Origin of the sequence: Novosphingobium sp. JCM 18896 (assembly GCF_025938095.1) — a bacterium.
In the GTDB taxonomy this organism is placed as follows: Bacteria; Pseudomonadota; Alphaproteobacteria; order Sphingomonadales; family Sphingomonadaceae; genus Novosphingobium.
On the sequence record NZ_JAPCZF010000007.1, the window covers coordinates 66,067 to 91,608 of the forward strand.

Below are 25,542 nucleotides of genomic sequence, written 5' to 3' on the forward strand. Positions count from 1 at the left end.
ACCAGAGGACTTCACGCATGGCACCGCAGACCTTCAAGGCCGCCATCTTCCGCGGGGTAGGCAGCATCGACGTGGTAGACCTTCCGTACCCGCCCTGCGGTGACGACGAGGCGATAGTCCGCAACGTGCTCACGGGCATCTGCGGCTCGGACATCTCCGCATTTCATAAGCACACGCCGGAAAGCCGGATCTGGATCGACGAGGAGTTCGGGCACGAGGCGATCAGCGAAGTGGTCGAGCTCGGCAAGAACGTGACAGGTCTCGCGATCGGCGACCGGGTCTTCGTCAACCAGGACAGGGCCTTTCGCGATGCGCGCCGTATCTCGGCGACGGGAGGCTTTTCCAACTATCTGCGGATCCCCCAATGCGAGGTCGGCTATAGCCTGCTGCCGATCGACAACGACCTGCCGACGCGAACGGCCGTACTGTTCGAACCCTTCGTCATCGGCGCGCGGGCCGTTCAGGGCCTGCTGCCTCAGGCGGGCGATACCGCCATCGTCTTCGGCGCCGGCATCATCGGCATGACCAGCGCGATCATGCTCGACTGGCTGGGCTGCAAAAAGGTGATGGTCGTCGACTATTCCGATTTCCGGCTCGAGAACGCGCGCCGGCTCGGCTTCCTGACCTGCAACCCCCGCCGCGAAGACCTGAAGGCGAAAGCCATCGCCGAGTTCGGTACGCAGCGCGGATATCCGTCCGAGAAGTGCGGCGCGCAGCTCTATGTCGACTGCGTTGGAGTGCCGTCGGTCATCCACGATTTCGCGGCCCTGGCCCGTCCTGGTGCCAGCATGTCCATCGTCGGCGTCCATAAGGAAGCCACTTCGCTCAACTTCACCGAGATTGCCTTCAACAACTGGCAAATCCGCGGCTGCGGCAGCGAGACTACCGAAAACCTGCTGCCGGTTATTCTCGAGATGATGCGTTCGAGGCGATATGACCTCTCGTCGCTCGTTACCCACGAGTTTCCGGTCGATCAAATCAGCGAGGCAATCGCGCTCGCGGCCAAACCCGACGAGGCGCAGAAGGTCTGCATCTCGTTCTGACGCGCCCTTCGCGGGCGAGAGGACAAACCAGCAACGAGGAGTTCAGCCGTGGGACCGATTGCTCTCGACGTGGAGGTGACGGACTCCCTGCCACCCGACGTCACCGACGGAAAGCGGCTTACGATATCGGCTTGGCTGTTCTTCCCCGACGATCCGGTGACATTGGGCGAGCGCCCCGTGACGATGACCCTGCTAGCCGGCGGCAGTTACGACAAGCGCTACCATCATGCCGTCATTCCGGGATTTTCCGGCTATAGCGCTGCCGAACACCTTGCCGCACTCGGCAATGTCGTGATCCTTGCCGACCATTTGGGGGTCGGCGAAAGTTCGCGCGCACCCAATCAGTCGAAAGCCACGCGCCAGATCTGTGCGAGCGCCATGCATGCAGCCGTTGAGGAGATCCATCGGCGCCTCGCTGAGGGTGACGTTCACCCTACCCTCCCGCCGCTCGCTGCACCCGTGCGGATCGGTGGCGGGCACTCGATGGGGGCCATGCAGACGGTTGTCCAGCAAGCCCGGCACCGGACCTATGATGCGATCATGTTCCTCGGCTACACGACGCAGGGCGTACATTTCTATCACGGGACGACGCGCGTTCGCGCGGGCGACTACATGCCCCCCGAGCCCTATGTGGACTATGCGGAAAACGACCGCGCGGCCCAGCGCTATAATTTCTATTGGGGCGACGTACCTGCGCAGGTCATCGCTTTCGACGATACTTTGGCCGTCCCAACGCCCACCCAGATCGGGCTCGATTCCATCAGGCTCGACATCATCAAGGAGGATGCGGCTGCGATCGACGTGCCGGTTTTCTTCGGTAACAGCGAGCGCGACGTCTCGCCAGATCCGCAAGCCGAGGCAGCGCGTTTTTCCCGTTGCACCGATTTCACAATGTATCTGCTTCCGCACGCAGCACACTGCCAGACCTACGCCGGAACGCGGCAATTGTTCTGGGACCGCATGCATGGCTGGTCCCGATCCGTAACGTGGCCTAGTCCCCCCGCCTAGACTGTCACTTCCCGTCGCCGCGCGTCGCAAAGCAGAAATTTTCCACGCTAGCAGTCGCGAACACCCCAAAGATGGTCGATCATTGCGCCAAACTGTGGGTGACCGAAGACGAGTATCGGAGGTGCCATCCGGAATTCGGAGCGATCGCGGTCTTGACGCTGTCGGCTAAACTCGAAAGTCGCGCCCAAAGCGTCGCGAAGGCCCCGTGAACGGCGGCTCGGTCGGCAAACAATGATGTTGTGTGTAAGCCGCCCGACACCGGCGTTGACCCACGATGTTCAACTCGGCATAGGAACGGCCACGGCAATGGATTTCTGCCGGGCATCGTGCCGAACCGCCCTCGCAAGGGCCGATGATTCCTACCAGGCGCCGCAAGGCAGCAAGGAGGAATCGTGCGCGCGACTTTTCAGAACCTGTTCGACGGATTGAACCTGGCCGCCTTCGTGCGCCATCGACACGACCACGCGGTGTCGGTTCTGCGCTGGGTGCTACTGTTGGTCCCGATGGCCGTCGGCGTCGGGACGCTCTGCGCCGCATTCCTCTGGAGCCTCGATGCGGCGACACGTGCACGGTTTGATCACCCTTGGCTACTGTTCCTGCTTCCGGTCGGCGGCGCCCTTGTCGCATTTGCCTACAATCTGACAGGCCGCAGCGTCGAAGCCGGCAACAACCTGATCGTCGAGCAGATCCACGAGCCGGACGGTGGCGTGCCCTTGCGGATGGCACCATTGGTGTTCACCGGTACTATTGTAACGCATCTGCTGGGCGGCTCGGCCGGCCGCGAAGGAACGGCGGTACAACTCGGCGGTAGCCTAGCCAGCGCCGTGGCCAGCCGGTTCCGCCTCGACGCGCCGAGCGTGCGCATTCTGCTGATGGCTGGCATCGCCGCGGGCTTCGGCGCCGTCTTCGGCACGCCACTCGCAGGCGCTGTGTTTGCGCTCGAAGTTCTCGCGATCGGTCGCATCCAATACGCCGGCCTTGTTCCCTGCCTGCTAGCCGCGCTGGTCGGCGATTGGGTCTGCCTGGCCTGGGTATCCATCACACCCCTTATCTCGTCACCTATCCCCCACCGCCGCAAGCGAGCCGCTGCTGCTGGCGAAGGTCGCCGTGGCGGGCGTGCTGTTCGGGCTCGCTGGGCTGGCGTTTGCCGAAGCCAACCATGCGTGCGGCGGATTTCTAAAGCGGCGCGTTCCCTATGCGCCGCTGCGTGCGGCGCTGGGCGGCGTCGCGGTGATCGCACTGGTCAACCTGTGCGGTACGCGCGCCTATCTCGGCCTCGGCGTCTGGTCTGCGCTCCCCGGTGATCCGACTATCGCCGGGTTCTTCCACGATCCCGTCGATCCGTGGAGCTGGGCATTCAAGATGCTGTTCACTGTCGTCACGCTCAGCGCGGGGTTCAAAGGTGGCGAGGTGACGCCCTTGTTCTTCATCGGCGCTGCATTGGGCAACGCGCTGGCCGGCCTGCTTGGAGCGCCGGTCGACCTGTTCGCCGCAATCGGCTTCGTCGCGGTGTTCGCCGGTGCCGCCAATACTCCCCTGGCCTGTGCGATCATGGGGATCGAGTTGTTCGGATCGGCCTATGCCGTGCCGATCACCGTGGCCTGTTTCGTCGCTTATCTCTGCTCGGGGCACAGCGGCATTTACCTGTCGCAGCGCATCGCCGTACCCAAGCATCGCAGCCATACTCTGTCGCAGGAGGCGACCCTGCGCGAAGCCCGGGTACGCCGGCGGGAAAGCGCGGCAACCTCCTTACCCCATCCAAAAGCGAGTGATTGATTTGGTAGCAGTGCTCTCGACCACGGCGGTCTAGGGTGACGGCCCGACCGAACGATGTGAATGGATGGCTGCTATCAGGGGCGAAGTTTGACGCCACGAACGTCCGCTATGTCGGCGAGACGAGCCCCCCCTAGGTCCTATGACTTTTTAACGTGACTGACCTTATCACGGAGTGATGTCCGAAGCCGCGCTCACCGACCACACCCGCCCGCCGATCGGTCCCCGAGCAATCCGCATAAGGTGGGTCGCGATAGCCGTCTTCGCCTGGTGGGTTGTGGATATAAACCTGCAAGACACAATCCTCATGACACCGATTGACACTCGGATTCGCTGGACGGCCTTAATGGCCGGCCTTTTGAGCGGGTGCGGGTTTGGTTACGAGCTTTCGAAGCTGGATCGATCCGCAGCGCTTCCCGCTGCTCGCCGCATCCAAAGGCGCGCTCTAGTTTTCATCATGTGCTCGCTCGGTATGTTTTTCGGCGCGGTAATTGCCGATCAATTGGTTTGGCGCACAGCAAATCTGATCCAGTTCGCCGGCGCGCGCTCAGAAGTTTCAGTACGATCATTTCCAATTCGCGAAGTCTTTGGCGGACGAGGCGGCCCTCGGGTTTCGATCGGTTCGCGCGGTGAACTGGACCGCTTGCATATCTCACCAGAAGACTATCGCATTTTAGCCGGTCAAGGGAGACCGCGCCGACCCTGGATCCACTGCCTGAAGCTGCTGCGCGAGACGACTGATACCGCAGTCAGGGTCTGGCTGCCTTCTCGCCATCGGCTCACATCGAAGCAGCGAACCGTGAGCTCGTGCCCCGCGAGTGTGCGGTGGATCTGACCTCTGCGATCGCATAACGCGCCGACTGCTTTCGAGGCCCTGATCCTCACGGCATTACGTCGGCTTCGTTGGCGTAGGCCCGCCAGCGCACCGGGATGTTGGCGACCACGCCAATGCCACCGAGGTAGCACGGTACCCAAACCCACGCAGATCGCCGGAACGCCCCCCACTGTTCATGACGCCCGCCAACTTCATTGCGGGAACAGCTCGACATGCGTTTCGCCGGTGCGTCCGAAATAGGCTGCGCGGCGCGCCAGGAAGGAGACAAGATAACCCGCACAACCTGCGGCCTTCACTCTCTCGCAGAAGCCAGCATAGGTGTAGTCGGGATTGTTCGATTGCGCCCATCGCACCAGCGCATCCACACTTTCGCTGTCGAACGCCTTGGCCATCGCAGTGCGGAACGATGGGCGCGCTCGCTTCTTTACATCGCATACCCCCCAGTCGCGTTGGAGACAGCCATGGCGCTCTTGGCCACGCTGCCGGACTGGCTTTGGCGTAGCCTCGTCATTGTCGTAGTCCTGCTGGTCGCAATAATCGTTTATCGTTCGATGGTGATCATCCTGCGTCGGATGCTCGCCAGGCACGACAACGGCATGACGGTCTTGGCGCGCCTTCAACGCCCCGGTTTCTGGTTCGTCATCGGCATTGCGCTGTCGCTGGCCCAGCCCGCGCTCGACCTCTCCGCGCGCGGTGTCGACGCGTGGAACCGCGCGGCCGGCATAGCGGTGCCGGGACTGCTCGGGTGGATGATCGTCGCCATTCTCGGAGCCATCGCGGACATCCTGAAGGAGCGCGCCGACATCTCGGTCGCGGACAATCTCCGGGCCCGGCGACGCCGGACGCGCATAGACATACTCCGGCGGATCGCCGTCTTCGTGGTGGTTCTCGCCACCTTCTGCTTCATGCTGATGAGCATCCCCAGCGTCCGCAATATCGGCGTGACGCTGATCGCCTCGGCCGGCCTGGCGGCTCTCGCGGTCGGAGCCGCGGCGCAGCCAGCGCTCAAGAACCTGATCGCCGGGCTGCAAATGGCCTTTACCGAGCCGATCCGTATCGACGATGTCGTCATCGTGGATGGCGAATGGGGGCGTATCGAGGAAATCCGGCTGACCTACGTCGTCGTCAAGATCTGGGACGAACGCCGCTTGGTCGTTCCGATCTCGAAGTTCCTCGAAGAGAGCTTCCAGAACTGGACCCGGGAGACCAGTCAGATACTCGGCAGCGTGTTCTGGCATCTTGATCCCGCCACAGACGTCGAGCGCCTGCGAGCCGAGCTTGTCTCACTCGTCGAGGCCAACGAACGTTGGGACGGCCGCTTCTGCAATCTGCAGGTCACCGACGCGAAGCCGGAGGCGATCGAGGTTCGCGCGCTGATGACAGCCAAGGACGCATCGACGGCCTTCGATCTGCGATGCGACGTGCGCGAGGGATTGCTCCGCTTCATCCGCGCCGAAATGCCCGAGGCGATCGTGCGCCACCGCGCTTATTTGGAGCCAGCCTCGCACCGCTAGGACGCCTGAGGTAAGGCGGAGCGAGGAACCTTTCATCGCGCGAGGCATTCCTGGTGCAGGGAAAAGGATGTTCTGCAAGGCCAGTCGCCGCTGCGAACGCGGCTTTCGTGTCCATTCGTCACCTTGCAGCGACATCACGAGGTATCGACATCATACGGGCAAAACCCAGTAAACTGGCCCATCCGGCCACCGATCTCCTGTCGGGAGCGAGCCTTTTTCTCGATCTCGACGGCACTCTCTTCGACATCGTCGCCGATCCGGCCTTGGTCCGCGCCGATGCGGCGCTCGAACGCCTGCTTGTCGATCTAGCTGAACGCCTCGACGGACGCCTGGCGATCGTCAGCGGCCGCTCGCTCGAACAGGTCGATGCGATGCTGGGAGACTGCGCGCAGGAACTCGCGGTCTCGGGCAGCCATGGCTGCGAGCATCGATGGCGCGGGATCCACGCCCGCCCCGACCGGCCCGCATCTCTCGACGTCGCCGCCGAGCGGCTGGGTACGCTCGCCGCCGCCGAACCTAGGTTGCTGCTCGAGCACAAGAGCTTCGGCGTGGCGCTTCACTATCGTGCAGTTCCGGAGGCGGAAGGCGAGGTCCGCGAGCTCGCGGCGCAGCTCGCGCAGGAACTCGATCTCGCCCTTCAGCCAGGTAAGATGATGGTCGAGCTGCGTGTTTCGGGCGGCGACAAAGGACTCGCCGTCGAGCGCCTGATGCGACGTCCGCCGATGCGCGGAACGGTTCCGGTGTTCATCGGTGACGACGTTACCGACGAGCCCGGCTTTGAAGCGGCACTGGCCCTCAATGGCCACGCGATACTGGTCGGGGAAGAGCGGCCCACCGCTGCACGGTACCGTCTGCCAAACCCGGCGGAAGTCAGGGCTTGGCTCGCGGATGCCGTAACGGCGGGCGCTGCCCGATGACCGCCACGCTCGATCTTTGGCCGATCGGTAATTGCCAGGTCTCGGGTCTGGTAGACCGTGCCGGCCGTCTCGTGTGGGGCTGCGTTCCGCGAGTAGACGGCGATCCTGTGTTCTCCTCGTTGCTCGACGCCGCGCCGCGCGCCGGCGAAGGCGCGCGCGGCTTTTGGGAGATCGATCTCGAAGACTGCGTCGAGACGACGCAATCCTATCTGCGCAATACGCCCGTTCTGGTCACCCGGCATCGCGACGCGAACGGAAGCGCCGTCGAAGTCGTCGATTTCTGCCCACGCTACCGCGAGAACGGCCGCATCTATCGGCCTGTGGCTTTCGCGCGGATCGTCAGACCGGTGCACGGATCGCCGCGGATCCGCATTCGCTTGCGTCCGGCGCGGGACTGGGGCAGCGAATCGCCACCATTCACGCGCGGCTCGAACCACCTGCGCTTCCTGCTGGATGAGATCACGCTGCGGCTGACCTCGTCTGCGCCGATCGGTTGGATTGAGAGCGAAAGGCTGTTTCGCGTCGAGCGACCGTTGCACTTCTTCCTTGGCCCGGACGAGAGCTTCACGAGCGATCTGCGCATCGGGCTGGAAACCATGCTCGATCGCACTGTCGAGGAATGGCGCCACTGGGTGCGCGGGCTCGCGGTCCCACTGGAGTGGCAGGATGCCGTGGTTCGCTCGGCGATCACGCTGAAGCTGTGCCAGCACGAGGAAACGGGCGCGATCGTCGCCGCGCTGACCACCTCTATCCCCGAGCATGCGGATTCGCAGCGCAATTGGGACTACCGGTACTGCTGGATCCGAGACGCCTACTATACGGTCCAGGCACTGAACCGGCTCGGCGCGCTGGACGTGCTGGAAAGCTATCTCGAATACTTGCGCAATATCGTAGAGAATGCCCGGGGCGGGCATATCCAGCCACTCTACGGGGTCGGCGGCGAGGAGACGCTCGAAGAGCGGGTTACGCCGGGGCTGACCGGATATCGCGGCATGGGTCCGGTGCGCGTCGGCAACCAGGCCTACGAACAGGTCCAGCACGACGCCTATGGGCAGATCGTGCTTTCGAGCACCCAGGCATTCTTCGACACGCGGCTCTATCGGATGAGCGGCGTCGAGGATTTCGAGGCCTTGGAAGCGGTCGGCGAGCGCGCCTGGCAGGTCTACGACAAGGCCGACGCGGGGCTCTGGGAACTGCGCACGAAAAGCAATGTCCACACCTATTCGGCGGCGATGTGCTGGGCCGCCTGCGACCGCCTCGCCAATGCCGCAACGGCGCTTGATCTCGGTCCGCGATCCGAATTCTGGCAGGATCGTGCCGAGGTCATCCGCGCGACAATCGAGAAGAGCGCCTGGCGTGAGGAGACCAGTCGCTTTTCCGCAACCTTTGGCGGCGATGATCTCGACGCCAGCCTGATCCAGCTGCTCGATCTGCGCTTCCTGCCGCCCGGCGATCCGCGTTTTCGCGCAACGCTCGTCGCGGTCGAGGACGGGCTGCGGCGCGGCAGTCACATGCTGCGCTATGCGACGGAAGACGACTTCGGCCTGCCCGAGACCGCCTTCAACGTCTGCACCTTCTGGCTGATCGAGGCGCTCGCCGTCACCGGGCGCATCGAGGACGCTCGCGCGCTGTTCGAGGAGATGCTCGCGCGCCGCACGGCTGCGGGGCTGCTTTCGGAGGACATCGATCCGCACACCGGCGAGCTCTGGGGCAACTATCCACAGACCTATTCGCTCGTCGGCATAATCAACTGCGCAGGTCTGCTGAGCAAGCCATGGAGTACCGTGCGATGAACCGGCTGATCGTCGTATCCAATCGGGTTCAGCCTCCCAGTGGCCAAGGCACGGCCAACCAGGGCGGGCTGGCGGTCGCGCTATCGGCGGCGCTGCGCGAAAGCAACGGCGTCTGGTTCGGATGGTCCGGAGAAGAGACCGAGACTTTCACCGGCCAGATCCAGTTCCAGAAGGCGGCCGGCGTCACCACCGCGACGATCGACCTGGAGAACCAGGATATCGAGGAGTACTACAACGGCTACGCCAATCGTACGCTTTGGCCTCTGTTCCATTATCGTATCGATCTCGCTGAGTTCCAGCGCGGCTTCGCGGGCGGCTACGAAAGAGTCAACGCGCGCTTCGCCGACACGCTGACGCCGCTCGTGACGCCCGAGGACGTCGTCTGGGTCAACGACTATCACCTCATTCCGCTCGGCCGCGAGCTGCGCAACCGCGGATGCGCCAACCGCATGGGCTTCTTCCTGCATATCCCGTGGCCGCCGATGCGGCTGCTGCTCTCGCTGCCCAGCCACCGCGAACTCGTCGAATCTTTGTTCGCCTACGACGTCATCGGCTTTCACACGCGCGATTGGCTCGATTCCTTTCTCCATTACGCACGCGAGCAGCTCGAGGCGGAAGTCGCCGAGGACGGAACCGTTCGCTATGCGGGCAGAAGCCTTCGCGCGATCGTCTGTCCGATCGGGATCGACAGCCAGGAGTTCATAGCAGCTACCCAAAGCGAGGCGGCGGTGCGGATGCAAGAGACGATGGAGCGCAGCGCCGGAGGCCGGCAGATGATCGTCGGCGTCGATCGGCTGGACTACTCCAAGGGGCTTCAGGAGCGCTTTCTCGGCTACGAAAGATTCCTCGCGAGCAATGCCGACCAGCACCAAAAAGTCTTTCTCCTCCAGATTGCGCCGCCTTCTCGGGGCGAAGTGCAGAGCTATCAGGAAATACGCGCCTCGCTCGACGCACTCTCGGGGCGGATCAACGGCGAATATGCGAGTGCCGAATGGGTCCCGATCCGCTATGTCAACAAGGGCTACCCGCGTGACCAGCTCGCCGGGATTTACCGCGCGGCGAAGGTCGGCCTGGTGACGCCGCTGCGCGACGGGATGAACCTGGTCGCCAAAGAGTATATCGCGGCGCAGGATCCTGAAGACCCTGGCGTTCTGATCCTCTCGCACTTTGCCGGCGCCGCCGCGCAGATGAGCGAGGCTCTTCTGGTCAATCCCTACAGCGCGGAAGACGTGGCAGACGCGCTTTCGGTCGCCCTGGCGATGCCGAGAGAAGAGCGCATACGGCGCTGGCGCGCGCTCATGGAAGGGGTCTGCCGAGAGGACGTCATGTGGTGGCTGCGATGTTTCGTCACCTCCATTGAAGGCGGGGAGTGCGGCGATGCGGGAGCGCCCGATCAGGAACTTGGGGCAGCCGCCTGATCGCTGTCAGTTCGCATCGAATCATTCCGCGGTCGACACGCACGGCGGCTATGATGCTCCAGATCAAGGGACGGCCGCTCCACGAGGCCCGGTCCTCAGACGCTCCGCATGCATGTATCCTTGTAGAACGGCGACAGCTGCGTTAGGCGGCCGCATTCGCAAGGACCCGGTGGAATTCCGGGTGGCTATTCCGGCCGCTTATCCGCCGGACAACGCATGTCGCACTCTTGCCCGTCCGCGCCAGTTCGCGGCGTCCTGCGACTTCCGCTGGTATTTCCATGACTTCCCAAGCTTTCGCTCGGTATTGCGCCGAATGGTTCGACAGCGCCGGCAACGCCCGTCGCGACATCCTGGCCGGAATGGTGGGGACTTTCGCGCTGATCCCCGAGGTTATCGCCTTCTCGTTCGTCGCGGGCATCGATCCGGAGGTCGGGCTGTTCGCATCCTTCGTGATCGGCATCGTCATCGCCTTTGCCGGCGGCCGGCCGGCGATGATCTCGGGCGCAGCGGGATCGGTCGCGCTGGTCGCGGCTGCCCTCGTCCATAGCCATGGCCTCCAGTACCTGCTGGCGGCCACGCTGCTGGCAGGATTGTTTCAGATCGCCTTCGGCCTGATGAAGCTGAACGTGCTGATGCGCTTCGTGTCGCGATCGGTCCGGACCGGCTTCGTGAACGCGCTCGCGATCCTGATATTCTCGGCGCAAGTGCCGCAGATGCTGAACGTGAGCTGGCATACCTATGCCATGATAGCGGCCGGCCTAGGCATCATCTATCTGACCCCCAAGGTTACGAAGGCGATTCCTTCGCCGCTGATCTGTGTCATCGTGCTGACCGCGATCAGCATGGCCTTCCCCATGCCGATCCACACGGTCGCCGATCTGGGCCGGCTGCCGGCTACCCTACCGGCCTTTGCGCTCCCTGCGGTTCCATATGCCTGGCAGACACTGACTGTCGTGGCGCCTTACGCGCTGGCCATGGCCGCGGTCGGCCTGCTGGAATCGATGATGACCGCCAGTGTCGTCGATGACCTGACCGACACCAACAGTTCGAAAGCACAGGAATGCACGGGGCTGGGCCTGGCCAATCTGGCCGCCGGCCTGTTCGGCGGCATCGCGGGGTGCGGGATGATCGGGCAGACGGTGGGCAACGTGCGATATGGCGGGCGCGGCAGGCTCTCGACCCTGGTCGCCGGGGTCTTCCTGCTGCTCGTCATGGTGCCGCTGCGGCCATGGATCGCGCAGGTCCCGGTGGCGGCGCTGGTGGCGATCATGATCATGGTGTCGATCAGCACGTTTTCCTGGGCCTCCCTTCGCGATCTGGCCCGGCATCCGAAGCTCTCGGGCGCCGTCATGCTGGCGACGGTCGCCGTGACGGTCGCGACCCACGATCTCTCGATGGGCGTCGGCGTGGGCGTGCTGCTCAGCGGGGTCTTCTTCGCATTCAAGGTGACGCGCCTGATGCAGGTCCGTTCCGAATACTGCGACGCCACGGACACACGGACCTATGTCGTCTCGGGCCAGATATTCTTCGCGAGTGCCGAGATCTTCGTCGATCAGTTCGACCTGCGCGATACGGCCCGGACCGTGCGGATCGATCTTTCCGCCGGGCACCTGTGGGACGTCACGGCGGTCGGCGCGCTGGAGGACCTCGTCACCAGGATGCGTCGTCATGGCATTACGGTGGAGGTCATAGGGATGAACGAGGCGAGCGCGATCCTGGTCGATCGCCACGCTCCCCTCCTGGGCAATCCTGCCTGAGCAGCCGTTAAGCCAACGCCGGTCATCGCGACGTATACCTGCCGTCGTCAAAGGCAGGCATGTTTAGGGCTACTTCCCGTCCGCCAGAGCTGCACTCGCACGTTGCCCCGATGGCTGCGGCATCGGCATGGTTTCTAAGCAGAGGTCGGCCTGTCCATTGGGGTTTCGACACACCGCCTTTTCGCTCGAAGGGATGAATCGTTCCGGAAGCAGTTGGCTGCAAACTTTCCGCGCGGGCGGGCTTGCCCTGCAACCGTGCTCATATAATCTCCGCTTCCGAAAGAATTGGCCGATCAGCCTATGACTAGGGAGAAAACAGCCGGGAATGCGACGGGCCCCGAACGGGCTCGCGGCTTGTTCGCGACCTTTCCGTATTCGCACCCCCAAGGCAGGCTGCGCGAGCGCGTCAAGGAGTTGCATTGCCTCTACCGCGTCCTCGAGGTGACGTCGGACAAGGAGGCAGACGTCGAAGAGGTAGGCGCGCGGGTAATCGAACTTCTGATGGGAGCCTTTCTCTACGAAAACCGCACGGTCGTGCGGATACGGCTCGGCGACAAGGACTTGAGGTCGGATAACTGGAAATCGCCTGACCTCGCCATGGAGGAGCCGATCTGCTGCGAGCGCGAGGAAATCGGATCGCTCGTCATCGGTTATGTCGACCACCAGGGCGCTGAGTCCGACTTCCTGCCCGAGGAGCACGACCTGGTTGCCGCGGTCGCAGCCAATCTCGGCAAGATGGCAGAAGATCGACTTCTGCTGGAACGGGTGCGGCAGGCTGAACGGAGCCGTGCGAGCGCGGAAATTACAGGCGTATTCGCGCACGATTTCAATAACCTGCTGACCGTAATCATGGGATCGGCCGAAAATCTGCTCGACGACATCCGCGAAGGCGATCCCGCGCGCGAGCAGGTTCAGATGATAGGCGAGGCGGCAGTTCGCGGATCGGCGATCGTCGCGCAGCTGCTGGCGCACATACGGAGCAGACCGCTGCCGCGGCAGGCCGTCCAAACCGCAGCGATGTTGCACGACATGGGCCGTATACTGGCGAGCGCGGTCGGCAAGGCCATCACGGTCGAGCTACAGATCGCGCCCGACGTCTGGCCGATCTGCGTCGATCGCACGCAGCTCGAAAATGCCTTGCTCAACCTTGCCATCAATGCGCGCGACGCGATGCCCGCTGGCGGCCGGCTCTGCATTTCGGCAACCAACGTCCGCGCCGAACGGGATCAAGACAATCTCCCCGACACGGCCATGGCTGGCGACCGCATCCGCATCGAGGTGAGCGATACGGGAAGCGGCATGACCGACGACATCGCGGCGCGGGCCTTCGAACCCTTCTTTTCGGCAAAACCGCATGGGACCGGTCTCGGTCTCAGCAGCGTCGCCGGCTTCGTCCACCAATCCGGCGGCACGATCGAGCTGTCATCCGAGCCCAATCATGGCACGACATTCCTGATATCCCTGCCGCGCGCCCAGACTTCATAGACCGGTTCACTACCGCCATCGACCGGCTTGCCATAGAGCGCACATCCTCTTGCCGCTGATCGGTAATGATCGAGGAGAAGTTTTGCGGCCGCAGTTTCAAAATCATAGGCGGTGCGTCAGCTGACAAGCAAAGCCCTGGCATCCGCGTGCGCGCTACAAACGTCGGGCAACGCCAGGAAAAGGTTGCCATGCTGATATCCGCAGCGCCGCTCGTCGAGGGCCGCGTCCTTACCGGCCAGCAGCCTGATATGCCTGCGGCGCCAGATCCGGCGCGTGCGCGGCGGGTGGCCTCGCCTCCAGGCGCGCGATCATGCGCTTCATTTCAGCGATCTCACGCCGCTGCGCCGCGATGATCCCGTCGGCAAGCCGGCGTACCTCGGGGTCGCGGATATGCGCGCGCTCGCTGGTCATGAGGGCGATCGAATGATGCGGGATCATCGCCTTCATGTAGGAGACGTCGTCAACGGTCTCCTGGCTGCGCACCAGCCACAGCGAGGCTGCGAAGACGACCCCCGAGGCGGCGAGGATGGCGAGGTTGAGAGAGCGATTGCCGTACATGCGCCACATGAAAACGAGCATGATCATCGTCATCACCGCGCCCATCAGCACCGACATCCAGACCCGGGTCTGACTGAACTCGACATGGTCGATCGCATAGGTGTTGAGATACATCAGGCCGAACATGACGATCGTGGAGGTGGCGATCATCGCGGCAAAGCGAGCATAGCTCATCGTCTGGGTTTCCCTTCGCAGGCGCTCAATCCGTCGGCTGTTTCGCGGCCCCCTCTCTCCTACAACGCCTGAGGGACCAGCGCGTTGCGTTCGGCCCCGCGAGCGCCGATCGGGTCGGCGGCCGACCAGAAAACCGCGCGCTCGTGACCGCCACCCCTGACGTCGTCGAGGATTGGCGTTTTGGGTATCGTTTCAATCGTGTTCCGGACCTGGGCGAGCCGCTTACTGAGCGCCGCCGAGGATGCCATCGCCTGATCTTGCCCGCGCCGGGCACATGGCCTTCGCAAGCTGCCGCGGCCCTCTTTTGGCGCCGGCGATCTAGTCGAAATTGTCGGTACTATAGACGATGTCGCGCTCGTTTCCTTGCGGTCATGAAGCGAGATAGCTACCCCGCGATCTATCGCGCCTTCGCCTCCAATCTGATCTGGCGTCACATCGCTGCAGGGTTGGAGGTTTTCAGCCCAGCAAAAAAGAGGCCAAGACCATTAAAATCTCAAATTCCTCATAGACATACCCCCCCTAGTTTAGGCGACGTGTGACCGGATCTTTTCGCTTACGATAACAATCCGTAGCCATACCGCTTTCGGAAAGGCGAAGGAGCGCGGTCCTGTCGCACATTCTCGCAGTATGGGCTCTCCGCCGGAACCGCAGTCCAAAGAAGTTCGGAAAAAACAGTCGTGTCGATCTTACCAGAATCCGTGCGTAGGCTGCCACTGGGCATGCTTTGCGTGCTTATCGCGATCGTCCTTTTTGGACTTGCGACCCTATACTCGGCAGCCGGGGGCAAAATGTCGCCTTGGGCATCCAGTCAAGGCATACGGTTCGTCCTGCTTTTCTGCATGATGATCTTCCTGTCGCGAATTCCCGTGTCCCGATGGATGGCGGCCGCCTATCCCTTTTACGTCATTGCGCTGGCCTTGCTGCTCATCGTCGAGCTCTTCGGCAAGATCGGCATGGGCGCGCAGCGCTGGATCGATCTCGGCTTCATTCGACTGCAGCCATCCGAATTCATGAAAATTGCCGTCGTGCTGAGTCTCGCACGTTACTTCCACCGGTTGCCACCGGCCTATGTTTCGACGACCTCGGCCCTGATCGCACCTGCGCTCATGGTCGGCTTGCCGGCCGCTCTCGTCATGCTGCAACCCGATCTCGGCACTGCCCTCATGATCACCATGGCGGGCCTGCTCATCATGTTCATGGGCGGCCTGCCACTTCGCTGGTTCATGGGCGGCGGGATTGCCGTCCTGGCCGCCGCGCCGCTCGCCTGGTCGCTGCTTCACGACTACCAGAAGCGCCGCGTCCTCGTGTTCATGGACCCGGAGAGCGATCCGCTCGGGTCGGGCTATCACATCACGCAGTCCAAGATCGCAGTGGGTTCAGGCGGCGTATTCGGCAAAGGTTTTCTCAATGGCTCGCAGAGCCACCTCGACTATCTCCCCGAATCGCACACCGATTTCATATTCTCGACCATGGCCGAGGAATGGGGCATGGCCGGGGGCCTGATCCTGCTCGCGGCCTATGCCTACCAGATCCGCTGGGGAGCAAAGCTCGGCGCTGGCGGTGCGATGGAATTCACCCGTCTCACGGCAATTGGGCTATCGTTCACGCTATTTCTCTATGTGGCCATCAACCTGTCCATGGTCATGGGGCTTGCTCCTGTCGTGGGCATCCCGCTTCCGCTCATGTCCTATGGCGGATCTGCCATGATGACGGTCATGATCCTTCTCGGAATTCTCATGGCGATCCATCGCGAGGACCTGCGAAAGTCCTGATTGGCTTGCATTTGGTTATGTGTCCGCGATCGTTCCGGAGTCTCGAAGCCTGGGGTACCAGCCGGTCCCCGCCCCGACACCAGCAATTTCGACATGGCTGGGGAAGTCGACGGCCGCCTGACCTGTTGCCGGATAAGAGGTTACAGGGGTGGACGCGGCGCACGACCTATTTCGCCGACTGGGCACTGCCGCAGGCGGCTCCGCTCATCGAAATGGCGATGAAAGCGATTTCGACCGCCTCATTCTTTTCGCGCCTCGGAAGCAGCGATGAGCCGATCGAGCTTTGCCCGCACCTCCGTCTCGAAATCGGCTGCAAATCGATGTGATGGGCGCCCCTGCACCGCGGCAGCGACTATCGCCGCCTTGATGCGCTCGAGTCCATCGGCATCCAAGACGTCGGCCAGGCGGAGCTCGACGACGAGCTGCAACAGCGCCGCGGCGACGATAGGCGAACGGATCCCCACCAGATCCATGAGATGACTGCGCAGTTCGCTTTCGTCGAGAGACATAGTGTCAGACCCAGCGTTACGTTTTGCAGCGGCGCCAGGACAAATCACCGCAGGCGAGCCGATGCGACCTCCCTCATCGCGGACAAAAACCCCGGATCCCGACCCTTCGATCGGCTTCGGGCGCATAATCACGGCATCTGCGAGCCACGAAATAAGCGCGCCGCGCGTTCGCGAAGCTGCGCCGAACCACACGCCAGTCCGACGCAGCCCGCGAAAGCCAAGGCCTGGGATCTGACGGCCTGCCTTCTGTCCCCTTGGGCCCCTTGGAATAGTCGAAAGACACGCCGCGGCCATGCAGAAATCCCCAAACGAACCGTTCGGATTTACCAAAGTTGCCGCCGCCGCCGTCAGCCGGCGATGGGACTGGCCCATCGGCGGTTGCCGACAGTGGACGCAGGCAAGCTCAGTTGCGCCGACTGCCGTCCCGCGCGCTGTTCGCCGGCTTTTCCGCGAAATCCGGATGGCGTCAGATGGAGCTTGCGAAACGATTGCAGCCAGGCAGATTTAGGACCAAACTTGGCCAGGCCCGCCGCCAGACAGGGAGCGTGTCGTGTCCGGCATTCAGGTTTCTCGTACAGGGTATGTGCCGCAGGTTCGCGCCGTGGCGCTGACGAACTACATCGAAGTGGCGATCGACCTTGGCATCGATCCCTATCAGATGCTGCGTGCGGGGATCGCACCTGAAGATCTCGCTGATCCCGAAGCGCGTCTCGCAGCCGACAAGGCCGTGCGACTGGTCTGCGAAACGGCGTATAGGTCGGGCTGCGAGCATCTCGGGTTGTTGCTTGCCGCCCCCCGGGATTTCGCGTCGCTCGGCCATATCAGTCTTCTCCTGCAACATCGCAGCACGATGCGCGATGCGATGGTCTCGCTCAGCAAGCACCAGGCCATGCTCAACGACATCGTCGATATGTCGCTCGAGGATGATGGCGAGACGACGCCCTTTCGCGTGGACATCCTGCATGGCTTTGCCACCAGGGAGACGCTAGAACTGGCCGTCGCGGTGCCCTTCAAAGCGCTCGACGACCTCTCGGGACGGCTCTGGCACCCCGCGAGCATCCATTTCCGGCATTGCGCTCCAAGCGATGTTTCCCGTCATCGCCGGTTCTTTCGCACGCAGGTTCAATTCGACAGTCACTTCAACGGCATCCTATGCGATTCGTCGGCCCTCGCCCTGCCGATCCGCTCGGCCAACGCGCATCTTGCGCGCCACGCGGAGAAATTCATCGACCTGGTTTCGGACAGGCGTAGCCCAAGCGCGATCAGCGATCAGGTACGCCGCGTCGTCCACGACCGTTTGAGTAAAGGTGTCGCCACGATCGAGCAGGTGTCGGCGAGGCTCGGCCTCCATCCACGCGCGCTCCAACGCCTGCTCGCCCAGGAAGGCACGACCTATGCCGAGGTTCTCAACGACGTCCGGCGCGGCCTGGCCTCGCACTATCTGTCAAGTTCGGACCATAGCATCCTCGATATCGCCATCGCGCTTGGATATTCGACGACGAGCGCGTTCTCACGATGGTTCGCCGGTGAATTCGGAAAGCCCCCCGCCAGCTGGCGCCGTGCGGCAACCGTTACCGCCCGACACTGAAATCGAGTTTCGCTGCAAAATGCCGGCCTGCCCCTGCCCGCGGGCGGTTGCAAACGGCGGCTCGACCGGCGCGAGGCATGATCGGCGAAGAGGTCAACCGCCGAGGGCGATGGCCTCGTCAAGTCGTCATGCCGCGCTTTGCCAGATCCACCAGTCTGGCCGCGAGGTCCTCGTCCATCGAGCTGCGCCAGCATACGTAGGGTGAGAAGTCGATCGATGGCGTGTCGTCGACTGGCTCCAAGAGGCGCTTGGCAAAAAAGGGCCGCGCCATGCGCTCCGGCACGAAACCGCTCGCCCCCATGTCGACGAGCCACTGCAGCGACAGGGCCCCGAGATCCAATTCGAGGCCGGCCGAAGGCCATACATCGAGCCGGGCCATCAAGGCGGCGCTGGCGCTCTCGCCCCAATTCAGACGCACGAAGTTCTCCTTCCAATCCAACCCCGGCCGCGCCGTCGCGAGCACGAGTCTGTCGGGGGCGAGTTCTTCGACGCGCACGCCGAGACGCTGAACGGGATCGTAGAGGAACACTATGTCGAGCTCGTCTTCCTCGATAGCTCGGTTGAGCTGCGCGGGAGCGGCGGCAAGAGCGCTGACGGCGAGCCTCGAAAACTGGTCGCGGACCTCGCCCAGCCAGGGTATCAGCAAGGACGGCCAGAGCGCGTGCTGCCCTCCCAACCGGATGACCGCCTCGAATCTAGGCGGCAGCGCGACGCGCGCACATCCTTCATCCCAGGCCCGGACCATCGCCTGTGCCGGCTCGACGAGGCGCCGGCCGGCAGCCGTCAGCCTGCAACCGCGGCGGTCACGATCGAACAGCCTCGCGCCCAGCACGTGCTCCAGCTGCTTTATGCGCTCGGTGACGGTCGGGGGACTGGCGTGAACGCGGCGCGCAGCCGCCACGAAACTGCCCGTCGCAGCGGCGGCAAGGAAGGTGCGCGCGGTCGGTACATCCATTTCGGTTAAGTAACTCCGAATTCAAGGTTCAGAACATTCGATAACACAAAACTTACAGACCGGGTATCGGGTTAGCGGAGAGGATCGCCAGAACGCGCAATCAGGCGCGGGTCAGGTGCAGCCAGCCTCGCAGAGGGGCCGCAAAGTGCGGCAGAGACGAGACCGCTGATCATCACCTAGCGGTCCTTCACGAAGAGCATGTCAGGTGCACGGACTCAGCAAAATCGAAATCATCTTCATCGCTGCAATTCTTGGGCTCGGGGTTCTGCTCCTCGGCTGGTTCGAGCTGGAGTATCTCCTTGAACGCTGAATCTTCCCAGCCCTGCCGCGAGCGCGGCCAGACACCCTTAAAGTTTGTCAATTCCGGACCGCCCTTGCGAACCGGAATTCGGCTCTGCCGACCACTGGCGGCTGTTTTGCTCGTCGCCGCCTGTCCAGCTCTCGGACAGGAGAGGCCCGGCGAGCCGCGAATGCAGAAGATGGAAGCGGAAATCCGAGCCCTGCAGCGCAAGGTCTTCCCCGGCGCTGGCGGTGAAAAGATTTTCACGCCCGAGTTCACCAACGCACCGACCCGCACGACCGTCCCCGGCCGCGCAGCCAGCAACCCTGCGACCGATATCTCGCTGCGCCTCGACAGCGCGAGCCGGCACATCGCGCGGCTGACGGCGAGGCTTGGGGAGGTGAACGAACGGCTTTCAAGGATCGAGAGCGCGATGGTCGCGAACGAGCAGGCAATTCGCGGCGACAAGCCCTCGACGGCGGCCCCCGGCCTGCCCCCGTCGGAACCGGTCCCGCCGGCTCTGGTGGCTGTCGACACGACAGCACCCGCGGGCCCCTCCCCCAATCGGCTCGAACGGGTTCGCGCGATCGTCAAGCCCCGCACGAGCGATCCAGCCGACGACGATTACAGCTACGGGTTTCGCTTGTGGCAGGCCGGACTCTATCCTGAAGCGCGGCAGCAACTGAAATTGTTCCTCGCCAAGTATCCCCGGCACGGCCGCATCAGCTTCGCCAGGAACCTGCTTGGCCGCGCCTTCCTCGACGAGGGCAAACCGCGCGAGGCCGCGACCTGGTTTCTCGACAATTACAGGAACGCCAAGCAAGGCGCGCGCGCGCCCGACAGCCTGCTTTTTCTCGCCGAGGCCATGCACAGCCTGAAGGACGACAAGCGCGCCTGTATCGCGCTCGCCGAATTTGGCGACGTCTTTGCGATGGAAGCCGTCGGCCGGCTGCGCGAACACTATCGATCGGTCCGCGAAACGGTCACCTGTCGGCAGGCATCGGCGACACGAGATCACGCCTGACGATCGGCGCTTCGCCAACCGAAATTCCGCACGCTGGCCCAAGCTCGCCCCACCGAAGGCGGACTGGACAGCCAGCTCTACCGCGCCCGTCCGAGGAAACGAATGATGGCGATGCAGCTGCAAGGACACCATGGGCAATCCGCCGGGTACCCGACATTTCGTATTGTAAAAAGTCCTCGGCTCCGGCGGCTTGGCCAGTCCTCGCGCCTCGCGCTGATGATCTGCGCCTTCTTCGCTTTGGCACTGCTATGGTCGTTCTGGGCCCAGCTCGACCAGGTGGCACGTGCGCCCGGGCAAATCATTCCGACCGGCCGGGTCCAGGTCGTCCAGACGACCGATGGCGGCAAGATCGAGGCCATTCGCGTACGCGAGGGCGACAGGGTGCGAAAAGGACAGGTCCTGGTCGAGCTCGATGCCGTGAAGATCACGGCGGCCGTCGGCGACGCGCGCGGCAAGGTCGCCTCGCTTATGAGCTCGATGGCGCGTATCAACGCCGAGTTGTTCGACCGACCTTTGACCTTCCCGCCTGAAGTCCAGGCCTTTCCTGAATTCATCGCGAACCAGACCCTGCTCTATCAAAAGCGCCAGCAGGCCCTCAAGGATCAGCTGGAGGCGCTACAAGCGATGCTGACTTTGATGAAGCAGGAGTTCGACATGAACCAGCCTTTGCTCAAGCAGGGCGATGTCAGCCGCGCGGACATGCTGCGGCTCCAGCGCGGCGTATCGGACATCCAGTCGAAAATGGTCAACGTGCGTAACCGGTACATTCAGGATCTCCAGGCGGAATATACCCGGACCGAGGAGGACCTCGTCTCAGCGCGCGAAATGCTTGCCCAGCGCAGCGACGCGCTTACCGACACCAGGATCGCTTCGCCGGTCGACGGGGTGGTAAGGAACATCCGCGTGACCACGGTCGGGGGCGTCTTGCGCCCATCGGAAGAGGTACTCTCGATCGTCCCGACCAACGACCAGCTGGTCCTCGAGACCAAGATGAGCCCGCGCGACATCGCCTATATCCGCGTCGGCCAAGGGGCCTCGGTCAAGTTCGACGCATATGACAGCTCGATCTATGGCTCGGCCATCGGCAAAGTCACCTATGTCAGCCCCGACACCTTGACCGAGCGAACGCCGGCTGGAGAACAGGTCTACTACCGTGTCCACATTTCGGTCGACACGCGCCTCATGAAGCCGCACCTGCCTGGCGAGACGATCGAGATCCAGCCCGGGATGACCGCGACAGCGGAGATCCAGACCGGCCGCGACACGGTCTGGCACTATCTGACCAGACCGATCCGCAAGATCCTGAGCGAAGCGATGACGGAGCGGTGAAGGGAAAGCCCGCAAGCCTGACCGGTTTCGATCGCGAGCGATGCCGGCGGGTTCAAGGCAGCCGCCCGGCGAGTGCGAATTCTTGACCAGGAGTGCGGGGACGATGGTGGCGCGCGCGCCCCGACCGCACGGGCACTCCGAGCGATCGGGGGGCGCGGCTTAGTTGATCGGGAAAGACAGCGTGAGGGTTTCACCGGTTTCGGCGATGAGGAAGGTTCCATCTTGTTGGCGCGTGAGAGCGCGGCCGTCCTGCAATATGAAGTCGCGGTCGTCCCCCTCGCCCATCTCGACGATAGTATGACGGGTCTGCGAACTGCCAATGGCCTCATGCTTTGCGATGACCCGCCACATGCCCCGCTTTCCAAGCCTTGCCGGAAGGGAGCCCCGCCACTGGAGCGAGGCTCCCGGTGATCATCCGTGCGAGCATCCTCGTCGGCGGCGATCCTGTGTGGAACGACGGCCATGGCATGGCGGTTCCCGCGGCGCGGCGGGATTCACCCCAACCTGTTTCACCGCTCTTCCCAAGGCGTGCGGCTGGCCGAAGGATTTTCGCATGCACGGACGGCGGGGGTTCGGGGTCGCGCAGGACAAAAGCGCTGGCGGCGGCCAAAGCAGCGGGTCGCGGCCGCGAAACCTCGACCATCTTCGCCGGTTGCAACGGGCCGGGCTTGCCAATATCGGCCAGTCGGGCATCGATGACGCGAACCTCGGCAGCGTCGCGATCGAGGAGGCGAGATGACCCAGCATTCGATGCGCGCTGACGCTTCCACTTTGGAAGACAGGCTGAGCCGCCTCGCGCTTTACCGCTGGTGGCGCAGCCACGTCGTGGGCAGCATCGATCACCCCGCGGTTGTCGAGAAGATCGTTGCGGAAAGCGGCTGGTCGCCGCGTTTTCTGTTCATGACGATGATGTCGGCGGGGATCGCCGTGCTCGGGCTTCTGCTTTCGTCGCCGGCGGTCGTTATCGGAGCGATGCTCATCTCGCCCCTGATGAGCCCCATCCTCGGCCTCGGCTTCAGCCTCGCTCTGTTCGATTTCGCGGAGATGCGGCGCGCCCTGACGGCGCTTGCCGCAGGTTCTGCCTGTGCCGTCGTATTCACCGCAATCATCGTCATGGCCTCGCCGCTCCAGGCGCCCACCGCGGAGATCATCGCACGCACGAGACCAAATCTCTTCGATCTCGCAGTAGCGCTCTTTGCGGCGCTTGCCGGTACTTTCGCGATAATCCGCGGACGCGGCGACACGGTCGTGGGCGTTGCCATCGCGACGGCGCTGATGCCCCCGCTCGCGGTCGTGGGATATGGCGCCGCCACTGGCAACCTGCCCGTCCTTGGCGGAGCCTTCGCCCTGTTCGTCACGAACTTCGTCACCATCGCGCTCTCGGCAACGGTAATGGCGCGTTTCTACGGCTTTGGTCACGCGCTTTCGAGCCAACAGACCTGGACACAGACCATCGTTCTGATTTTCGTATTCGTCGTCATGGCCGTGCCGCTTGGCATTTCACTCAAGCAGATAGCCGGCGAAGCGGTAACGGTCACGCAGGTGCGCTCCTTTCTCACCGGCCGCTTCGGAACAGACGCGCGGGTAACCCAGCTCGACGTCGATTTCGACACAGCGCCGATCGACGTACGGGCAGTCGTGATCACCCCGCGCTCGCGAATGCAGCGAACCGGATTGCTGCAAGAAGACCTCAAGCGGCGTCTCGACAGGCCAGTGCGCCTTCAACTGGACCAGGTCCTGCTCGAGGCTGGTTCGGGCGCGCTCGAGGCGCAGCGGGAAGAATTGCGACAGGCGGGCGAGGCGGCGGGCATCGAGAACGCCCGGATCGCCGCGCTATCGCGGATGCTGGCGCTGGCGGCGGGCACTCCCGTCGATGCCGTGACGATCGACCGCGAACATCAGCGCGCTACCGTTGCCGCCTCTCCCCTGCCCGGCGCGACGCTTGCGACCTACCGTGCGCTTGAAGAGCGCGCTCACCTCGAAGCCGCGGAATGGGAAATCGCCATTACACCGCCGCAAGGTCCCTTGCCGCTTATCGCCTTTGCCGAGAACGACGATGAGCTCGATGCCGCCGCGCGCGACGCCGTTCTGACCTCGGCCTGGGCCGCCAAACGCTGGAACGTCCGCACGCTCGCCGTTCCGGGATTTGCTGATACCGCGGGCGGAACGCCGACGCTGTCGCAGCGGCGCGGCGCCGCGATCGCGGGGCTGCTACGCGATCAGGGCCTGGGGCCCGTGCATGCACCGCCCGCAGGACAGCGCTTCCGGCTGATCCGCTCCGAGCTCGCGCAATGATCGCAGATTTCGCTCTCACCCCCTTCGACGCGGCCGCGATCCTGATCGTGCTCGCCGCATGCCTCGCCTATCTCAATCACCGCTTCGTGGGGCTCCCTTCCTCGGTGGGTCTCACGATCATGGGCGCGGTCGCCTCGCTCGTGGTGGTGGGGCTAGACAGATTGCTCCCAGGCAGCACGATGGCGGGAGATGTCGCGCGCTTCATCGCCGGCATAGATTTCCATACGACCCTGATGGACGGCATGCTCTCGTTTCTCCTGTTCGCCGGGGCGCTGCACGTCGATTGGCATGAAATGCGCCGCGGCCGCTGGCCCATTCTCGTCCTGAGCACGCTCGGCGTCCTCATTTCGACAGCGATCGTGGGATCAGGCTTCTGGCTTCTTGCAGGCGTCCTGGGCCTCGAGATCCCGCTTGTCTGGTGCCTCGTCTTCGGCGCGCTGATCAGCCCGACCGATCCCGTATCGGTCATGGGCGTGCTCAAACGCGCCAGGGTCTCGCCCATCCTGGAGGCAACAGTAGCCGGCGAGAGCCTGTTCAATGACGGTGTCGGGGTCGTCGTGTTCGCCATCCTGCTTGCAACAGCCCTGTCGGGAGCGCCATTTTCGCCGTCCCATGCCGCGCATCTCTTCCTGCTCGAGGCGGGCGCCGGCGTTTTGCTCGGACTTGCGATCGGCTGGATCGCCTTTCGCATGATGCGCTCGATCGACGAATACAAGGTCGAAGTCATGATCAGCCTTGCCGTCGTCATGGGAGGCTATGCCCTCGCACGGGCAGTCCACGTGAGCGGCCCCGTGGCGATGGCCGTTGCCGGCCTGCTCATCGGCAATGCCGGCGTCACCTATGCGATGAGCGACATCACCCGCGACTACGTCCACAAGTTCTGGGCGCTGGTCGATGACATTCTGAATGCGGTCCTGTTCTTGCTGATCGGCCTCGAGGTCGTCACGATACCCGCGGACCCGCGCCTGCTGTTGCTTGGCCTCCTCGCAATTCCGCTCGCGCTAGGTGCGAGGGCGGTCTCGGTGCTCATTCCCTTGGGAGCGATGCGTCCGCGCCTCGACCTTGGGCCATTGGCCGCCCCTACGCTGGTCTGGGGCGGCCTGCGCGGCGGCATCTCGGTCGCGCTGGCGCTCGGCCTCGCGAGTGAAGCGGCAAGACCCGTTCTCCTGGCCGCGACCTATATCGTCGTCCTGTTCTCGGTGATCGTCCAGGGCGGCACGATCGAGCGCGTCCTTCGCTATGCCGAAAGCCGAAGCAAGTCCCAGAAATCCTGACGCTCGTGTTGCGGTATTCGCGTCCGATCCGCACGCTCCGGCGATGCGAGAGGGCATGTCCAAAGTGACGCCTGTTCATCCATGGGCGCTGCTGGCCGGCTTGCACACCGCGGCGAATCAACTGCCGTCAGGAGAGACGGAAAGGGCACGTATCGAACCAAGCACCGCGAACGTGTTCTGCGGCGCACCAGTCGCCCTTATCCCGGAAAAAAGGAGTTCAATGCAAAGGGAGATGCCGGGG

22 protein-coding genes, 1 pseudogene, 1 riboswitch and 1 other annotated feature are annotated in these 25,542 nt (G+C 63.5%); of the genes and pseudogenes, 17 read left to right on the forward strand and 6 right to left on the reverse strand.

All coding sequences use genetic code 11. The annotated features are described in order from the left end of the window. Positions 1-17: 17 nt before the first annotated feature. From OLX23_RS21220 to OLX23_RS21235, 4 genes and pseudogenes are all read left to right on the forward strand, one after another. A complete protein-coding gene (locus OLX23_RS21220; RefSeq protein WP_264447279.1) occupies positions 18-1,043 on the forward strand; it encodes a zinc-dependent alcohol dehydrogenase in 1,026 nt (341 codons plus the stop codon). Between the two features lie 48 nt (positions 1,044-1,091). Beyond that, the gene (locus OLX23_RS21225; protein WP_264447166.1) at positions 1,092-2,051 is read left to right on the forward strand and encodes a hypothetical protein; all 960 of its coding nucleotides are present in this window, start codon (positions 1,092-1,094) and stop codon (positions 2,049-2,051) included. A gap of 293 nt (positions 2,052-2,344) precedes the next feature. Beyond that, positions 2,345-2,420, forward strand: a riboswitch (Fluoride riboswitch). A 134-nt stretch (positions 2,421-2,554) separates the two neighbouring features. Next, a pseudogene (locus tag OLX23_RS21230) lies at positions 2,555-3,052 on the forward strand (chloride channel protein); the annotation flags it as partial. A gap of 106 nt (positions 3,053-3,158) precedes the next feature. Next, on the forward strand, positions 3,159-3,827 hold the full coding sequence (locus OLX23_RS21235) for a chloride channel protein (protein ID WP_264447167.1): 669 nt from the start codon (positions 3,159-3,161) through the stop codon (positions 3,825-3,827). A gap of 1,023 nt (positions 3,828-4,850) precedes the next feature. Here OLX23_RS21235 and OLX23_RS21240 read toward each other — a convergent pair. Beyond that, complete coding sequence (locus tag OLX23_RS21240) at positions 4,851-5,051, reverse strand: hypothetical protein (protein WP_264447168.1); 201 nt, start codon at positions 5,049-5,051, stop codon at positions 4,851-4,853. Positions 5,052-5,120: 69 nt separating this feature from the next. Between OLX23_RS21240 and OLX23_RS21245 the strand changes: the two genes are divergently transcribed. The 6 genes from OLX23_RS21245 (at position 5,121) to OLX23_RS21270 (ending at position 13,543) form a co-directional block, all read left to right on the forward strand. Then, the gene (locus tag OLX23_RS21245; protein WP_264447169.1) at positions 5,121-6,173 is read left to right on the forward strand and encodes a mechanosensitive ion channel family protein; all 1,053 of its coding nucleotides are present in this window, start codon (positions 5,121-5,123) and stop codon (positions 6,171-6,173) included. Positions 6,174-6,280: 107 nt separating this feature from the next. Further along, positions 6,281-7,090: a trehalose-phosphatase gene (otsB, locus tag OLX23_RS21250; RefSeq protein ID WP_264447170.1), complete on the forward strand. Its 810-nt coding sequence runs from the start codon at positions 6,281-6,283 to the stop codon at positions 7,088-7,090. Then, positions 7,087-8,883, forward strand: coding sequence for a glycoside hydrolase family 15 protein (locus OLX23_RS21255; RefSeq protein WP_264447171.1), 1,797 nt, complete (start codon positions 7,087-7,089; stop codon positions 8,881-8,883). The genes otsB and OLX23_RS21255 overlap by 4 nt, the downstream gene beginning before the upstream one ends. Beyond that, a complete protein-coding gene (locus OLX23_RS21260; RefSeq protein WP_264447172.1) occupies positions 8,880-10,301 on the forward strand; it encodes an alpha,alpha-trehalose-phosphate synthase (UDP-forming) in 1,422 nt (473 codons plus the stop codon). Before OLX23_RS21255 ends, OLX23_RS21260 begins: the two co-directional genes overlap by 4 nt. A 159-nt stretch (positions 10,302-10,460) precedes the next feature. After that, positions 10,461-10,516 (forward strand) — a sequence feature (sul1 is cis-regulatory element that is thought to sense ions involved in sulfur or methionine metabolism; They are found in Alphaproteobacteria). 63 nt (positions 10,517-10,579) lie between these two features. Continuing rightward, a complete protein-coding gene (locus tag OLX23_RS21265; protein ID WP_264447173.1) occupies positions 10,580-12,058 on the forward strand; it encodes a SulP family inorganic anion transporter in 1,479 nt (492 codons plus the stop codon). A gap of 354 nt (positions 12,059-12,412) precedes the next feature. Next, positions 12,413-13,543 (forward strand): two-component system sensor histidine kinase NtrB, encoded by a 1,131-nt coding sequence (locus OLX23_RS21270; RefSeq protein ID WP_264447174.1) that lies wholly within the window; start codon positions 12,413-12,415, stop codon positions 13,541-13,543. Positions 13,544-13,771: 228 nt separating this feature from the next. Here OLX23_RS21270 and OLX23_RS21275 read toward each other — a convergent pair whose 3' ends face one another. Together OLX23_RS21275 and OLX23_RS21280 are read right to left on the reverse strand one after the other, a co-directional pair. After that, on the reverse strand, positions 13,772-14,275 hold the full coding sequence (locus OLX23_RS21275) for a DUF305 domain-containing protein (protein WP_264447175.1): 504 nt from the start codon (positions 14,273-14,275) through the stop codon (positions 13,772-13,774). 59 nt (positions 14,276-14,334) lie between these two features. Next, positions 14,335-14,523, reverse strand: coding sequence for a hypothetical protein (locus OLX23_RS21280; RefSeq protein WP_264447176.1), 189 nt, complete (start codon positions 14,521-14,523; stop codon positions 14,335-14,337). 429 nt (positions 14,524-14,952) lie between these two features. On the opposite strand from OLX23_RS21280, the gene rodA reads away from it, so the two are divergent. Beyond that, positions 14,953-16,047 (forward strand): rod shape-determining protein RodA, encoded by a 1,095-nt coding sequence (rodA, locus tag OLX23_RS21285; RefSeq protein ID WP_264447177.1) that lies wholly within the window; start codon positions 14,953-14,955, stop codon positions 16,045-16,047. 239 nt (positions 16,048-16,286) lie between these two features. On the opposite strand, the gene OLX23_RS21290 is transcribed toward rodA, so the two are convergent. Next, complete coding sequence (locus tag OLX23_RS21290; protein ID WP_264447178.1) at positions 16,287-16,556, reverse strand: hypothetical protein; 270 nt, start codon at positions 16,554-16,556, stop codon at positions 16,287-16,289. A gap of 550 nt (positions 16,557-17,106) precedes the next feature. Here OLX23_RS21290 and OLX23_RS21295 point away from each other — a divergent pair. Beyond that, the gene (locus tag OLX23_RS21295) at positions 17,107-18,144 is read left to right on the forward strand and encodes an AraC family transcriptional regulator (protein ID WP_264447180.1); all 1,038 of its coding nucleotides are present in this window, start codon (positions 17,107-17,109) and stop codon (positions 18,142-18,144) included. 118 nt (positions 18,145-18,262) lie between these two features. On the opposite strand, the gene OLX23_RS21300 is transcribed toward OLX23_RS21295, so the two are convergent. After that, the gene (locus OLX23_RS21300) at positions 18,263-19,099 is read right to left on the reverse strand and encodes a LysR family transcriptional regulator (RefSeq protein WP_264447181.1); all 837 of its coding nucleotides are present in this window, start codon (positions 19,097-19,099) and stop codon (positions 18,263-18,265) included. Between the two features lie 470 nt (positions 19,100-19,569). Between OLX23_RS21300 and OLX23_RS21305 the strand changes: the two genes are divergently transcribed. Beyond that, positions 19,570-20,403 (forward strand): tetratricopeptide repeat protein, encoded by an 834-nt coding sequence (locus OLX23_RS21305; RefSeq protein ID WP_264447182.1) that lies wholly within the window; start codon positions 19,570-19,572, stop codon positions 20,401-20,403. Between the two features lie 216 nt (positions 20,404-20,619). Next, positions 20,620-21,732: an HlyD family efflux transporter periplasmic adaptor subunit gene (locus OLX23_RS21310; RefSeq protein WP_264447183.1), complete on the forward strand. Its 1,113-nt coding sequence runs from the start codon at positions 20,620-20,622 to the stop codon at positions 21,730-21,732. A gap of 159 nt (positions 21,733-21,891) precedes the next feature. Here the strand turns inward: OLX23_RS21310 and OLX23_RS21315 are convergent, their stop codons facing one another. Next, on the reverse strand, positions 21,892-22,083 hold the full coding sequence (locus OLX23_RS21315; protein WP_264447185.1) for a hypothetical protein: 192 nt from the start codon (positions 22,081-22,083) through the stop codon (positions 21,892-21,894). 202 nt (positions 22,084-22,285) lie between these two features. On the opposite strand from OLX23_RS21315, the gene OLX23_RS21320 reads away from it, so the two are divergent. Genes OLX23_RS21320 through OLX23_RS21330 form a run of 3 tightly spaced genes read left to right on the forward strand, consistent with a single transcriptional unit; the run spans position 22,286 to position 25,301 of the window. Beyond that, positions 22,286-22,471, forward strand: coding sequence for a hypothetical protein (locus OLX23_RS21320; protein WP_264447186.1), 186 nt, complete (start codon positions 22,286-22,288; stop codon positions 22,469-22,471). Beyond that, positions 22,468-24,027, forward strand: a complete 1,560-nt coding sequence (locus OLX23_RS21325; RefSeq protein ID WP_264447188.1) for a DUF389 domain-containing protein — start codon at positions 22,468-22,470, stop codon at positions 24,025-24,027. Before OLX23_RS21320 ends, OLX23_RS21325 begins: the two co-directional genes overlap by 4 nt. Further along, positions 24,024-25,301, forward strand: coding sequence for a cation:proton antiporter (locus tag OLX23_RS21330; RefSeq protein WP_264447189.1), 1,278 nt, complete (start codon positions 24,024-24,026; stop codon positions 25,299-25,301). Before OLX23_RS21325 ends, OLX23_RS21330 begins: the two co-directional genes overlap by 4 nt. The last annotated feature ends 241 nt before the right edge of the window (positions 25,302-25,542 follow it).

What these genes read in the sequence shown, in the direction of transcription:
- OLX23_RS21220 (WP_264447279.1), top strand. Translation starts at nt 18, where the DNA reads ATGGCACCGCAGACCTTCAAGGCCGCCATCTTCCGCGGGGTAGGCAGC.
- OLX23_RS21240 (WP_264447168.1), bottom strand. Translation starts at nt 5,051, where the DNA reads ATGGCCAAGGCGTTCGACAGCGAAAGTGTGGATGCGCTGGTGCGATGG.
- OLX23_RS21245 (WP_264447169.1), top strand. Translation starts at nt 5,121, where the DNA reads ATGGCGCTCTTGGCCACGCTGCCGGACTGGCTTTGGCGTAGCCTCGTC.
- OLX23_RS21255 (WP_264447171.1), top strand. Translation starts at nt 7,087, where the DNA reads ATGACCGCCACGCTCGATCTTTGGCCGATCGGTAATTGCCAGGTCTCG.
- OLX23_RS21260 (WP_264447172.1), top strand. Translation starts at nt 8,880, where the DNA reads ATGAACCGGCTGATCGTCGTATCCAATCGGGTTCAGCCTCCCAGTGGC.
- OLX23_RS21265 (WP_264447173.1), top strand. Translation starts at nt 10,580, where the DNA reads ATGACTTCCCAAGCTTTCGCTCGGTATTGCGCCGAATGGTTCGACAGC.
- OLX23_RS21275 (WP_264447175.1), bottom strand. Translation starts at nt 14,275, where the DNA reads ATGAGCTATGCTCGCTTTGCCGCGATGATCGCCACCTCCACGATCGTC.
- OLX23_RS21280 (WP_264447176.1), bottom strand. Translation starts at nt 14,523, where the DNA reads ATGGCATCCTCGGCGGCGCTCAGTAAGCGGCTCGCCCAGGTCCGGAAC.
- OLX23_RS21290 (WP_264447178.1), bottom strand. Translation starts at nt 16,556, where the DNA reads ATGTCTCTCGACGAAAGCGAACTGCGCAGTCATCTCATGGATCTGGTG.
- OLX23_RS21300 (WP_264447181.1), bottom strand. Translation starts at nt 19,099, where the DNA reads ATGGATGTACCGACCGCGCGCACCTTCCTTGCCGCCGCTGCGACGGGC.
- OLX23_RS21305 (WP_264447182.1), top strand. Translation starts at nt 19,570, where the DNA reads ATGCAGAAGATGGAAGCGGAAATCCGAGCCCTGCAGCGCAAGGTCTTC.
- OLX23_RS21310 (WP_264447183.1), top strand. Translation starts at nt 20,620, where the DNA reads ATGATCTGCGCCTTCTTCGCTTTGGCACTGCTATGGTCGTTCTGGGCC.
- OLX23_RS21315 (WP_264447185.1), bottom strand. Translation starts at nt 22,083, where the DNA reads ATGTGGCGGGTCATCGCAAAGCATGAGGCCATTGGCAGTTCGCAGACC.
- OLX23_RS21320 (WP_264447186.1), top strand. Translation starts at nt 22,286, where the DNA reads ATGCACGGACGGCGGGGGTTCGGGGTCGCGCAGGACAAAAGCGCTGGC.
- OLX23_RS21325 (WP_264447188.1), top strand. Translation starts at nt 22,468, where the DNA reads ATGACCCAGCATTCGATGCGCGCTGACGCTTCCACTTTGGAAGACAGG.
- OLX23_RS21330 (WP_264447189.1), top strand. Translation starts at nt 24,024, where the DNA reads ATGATCGCAGATTTCGCTCTCACCCCCTTCGACGCGGCCGCGATCCTG.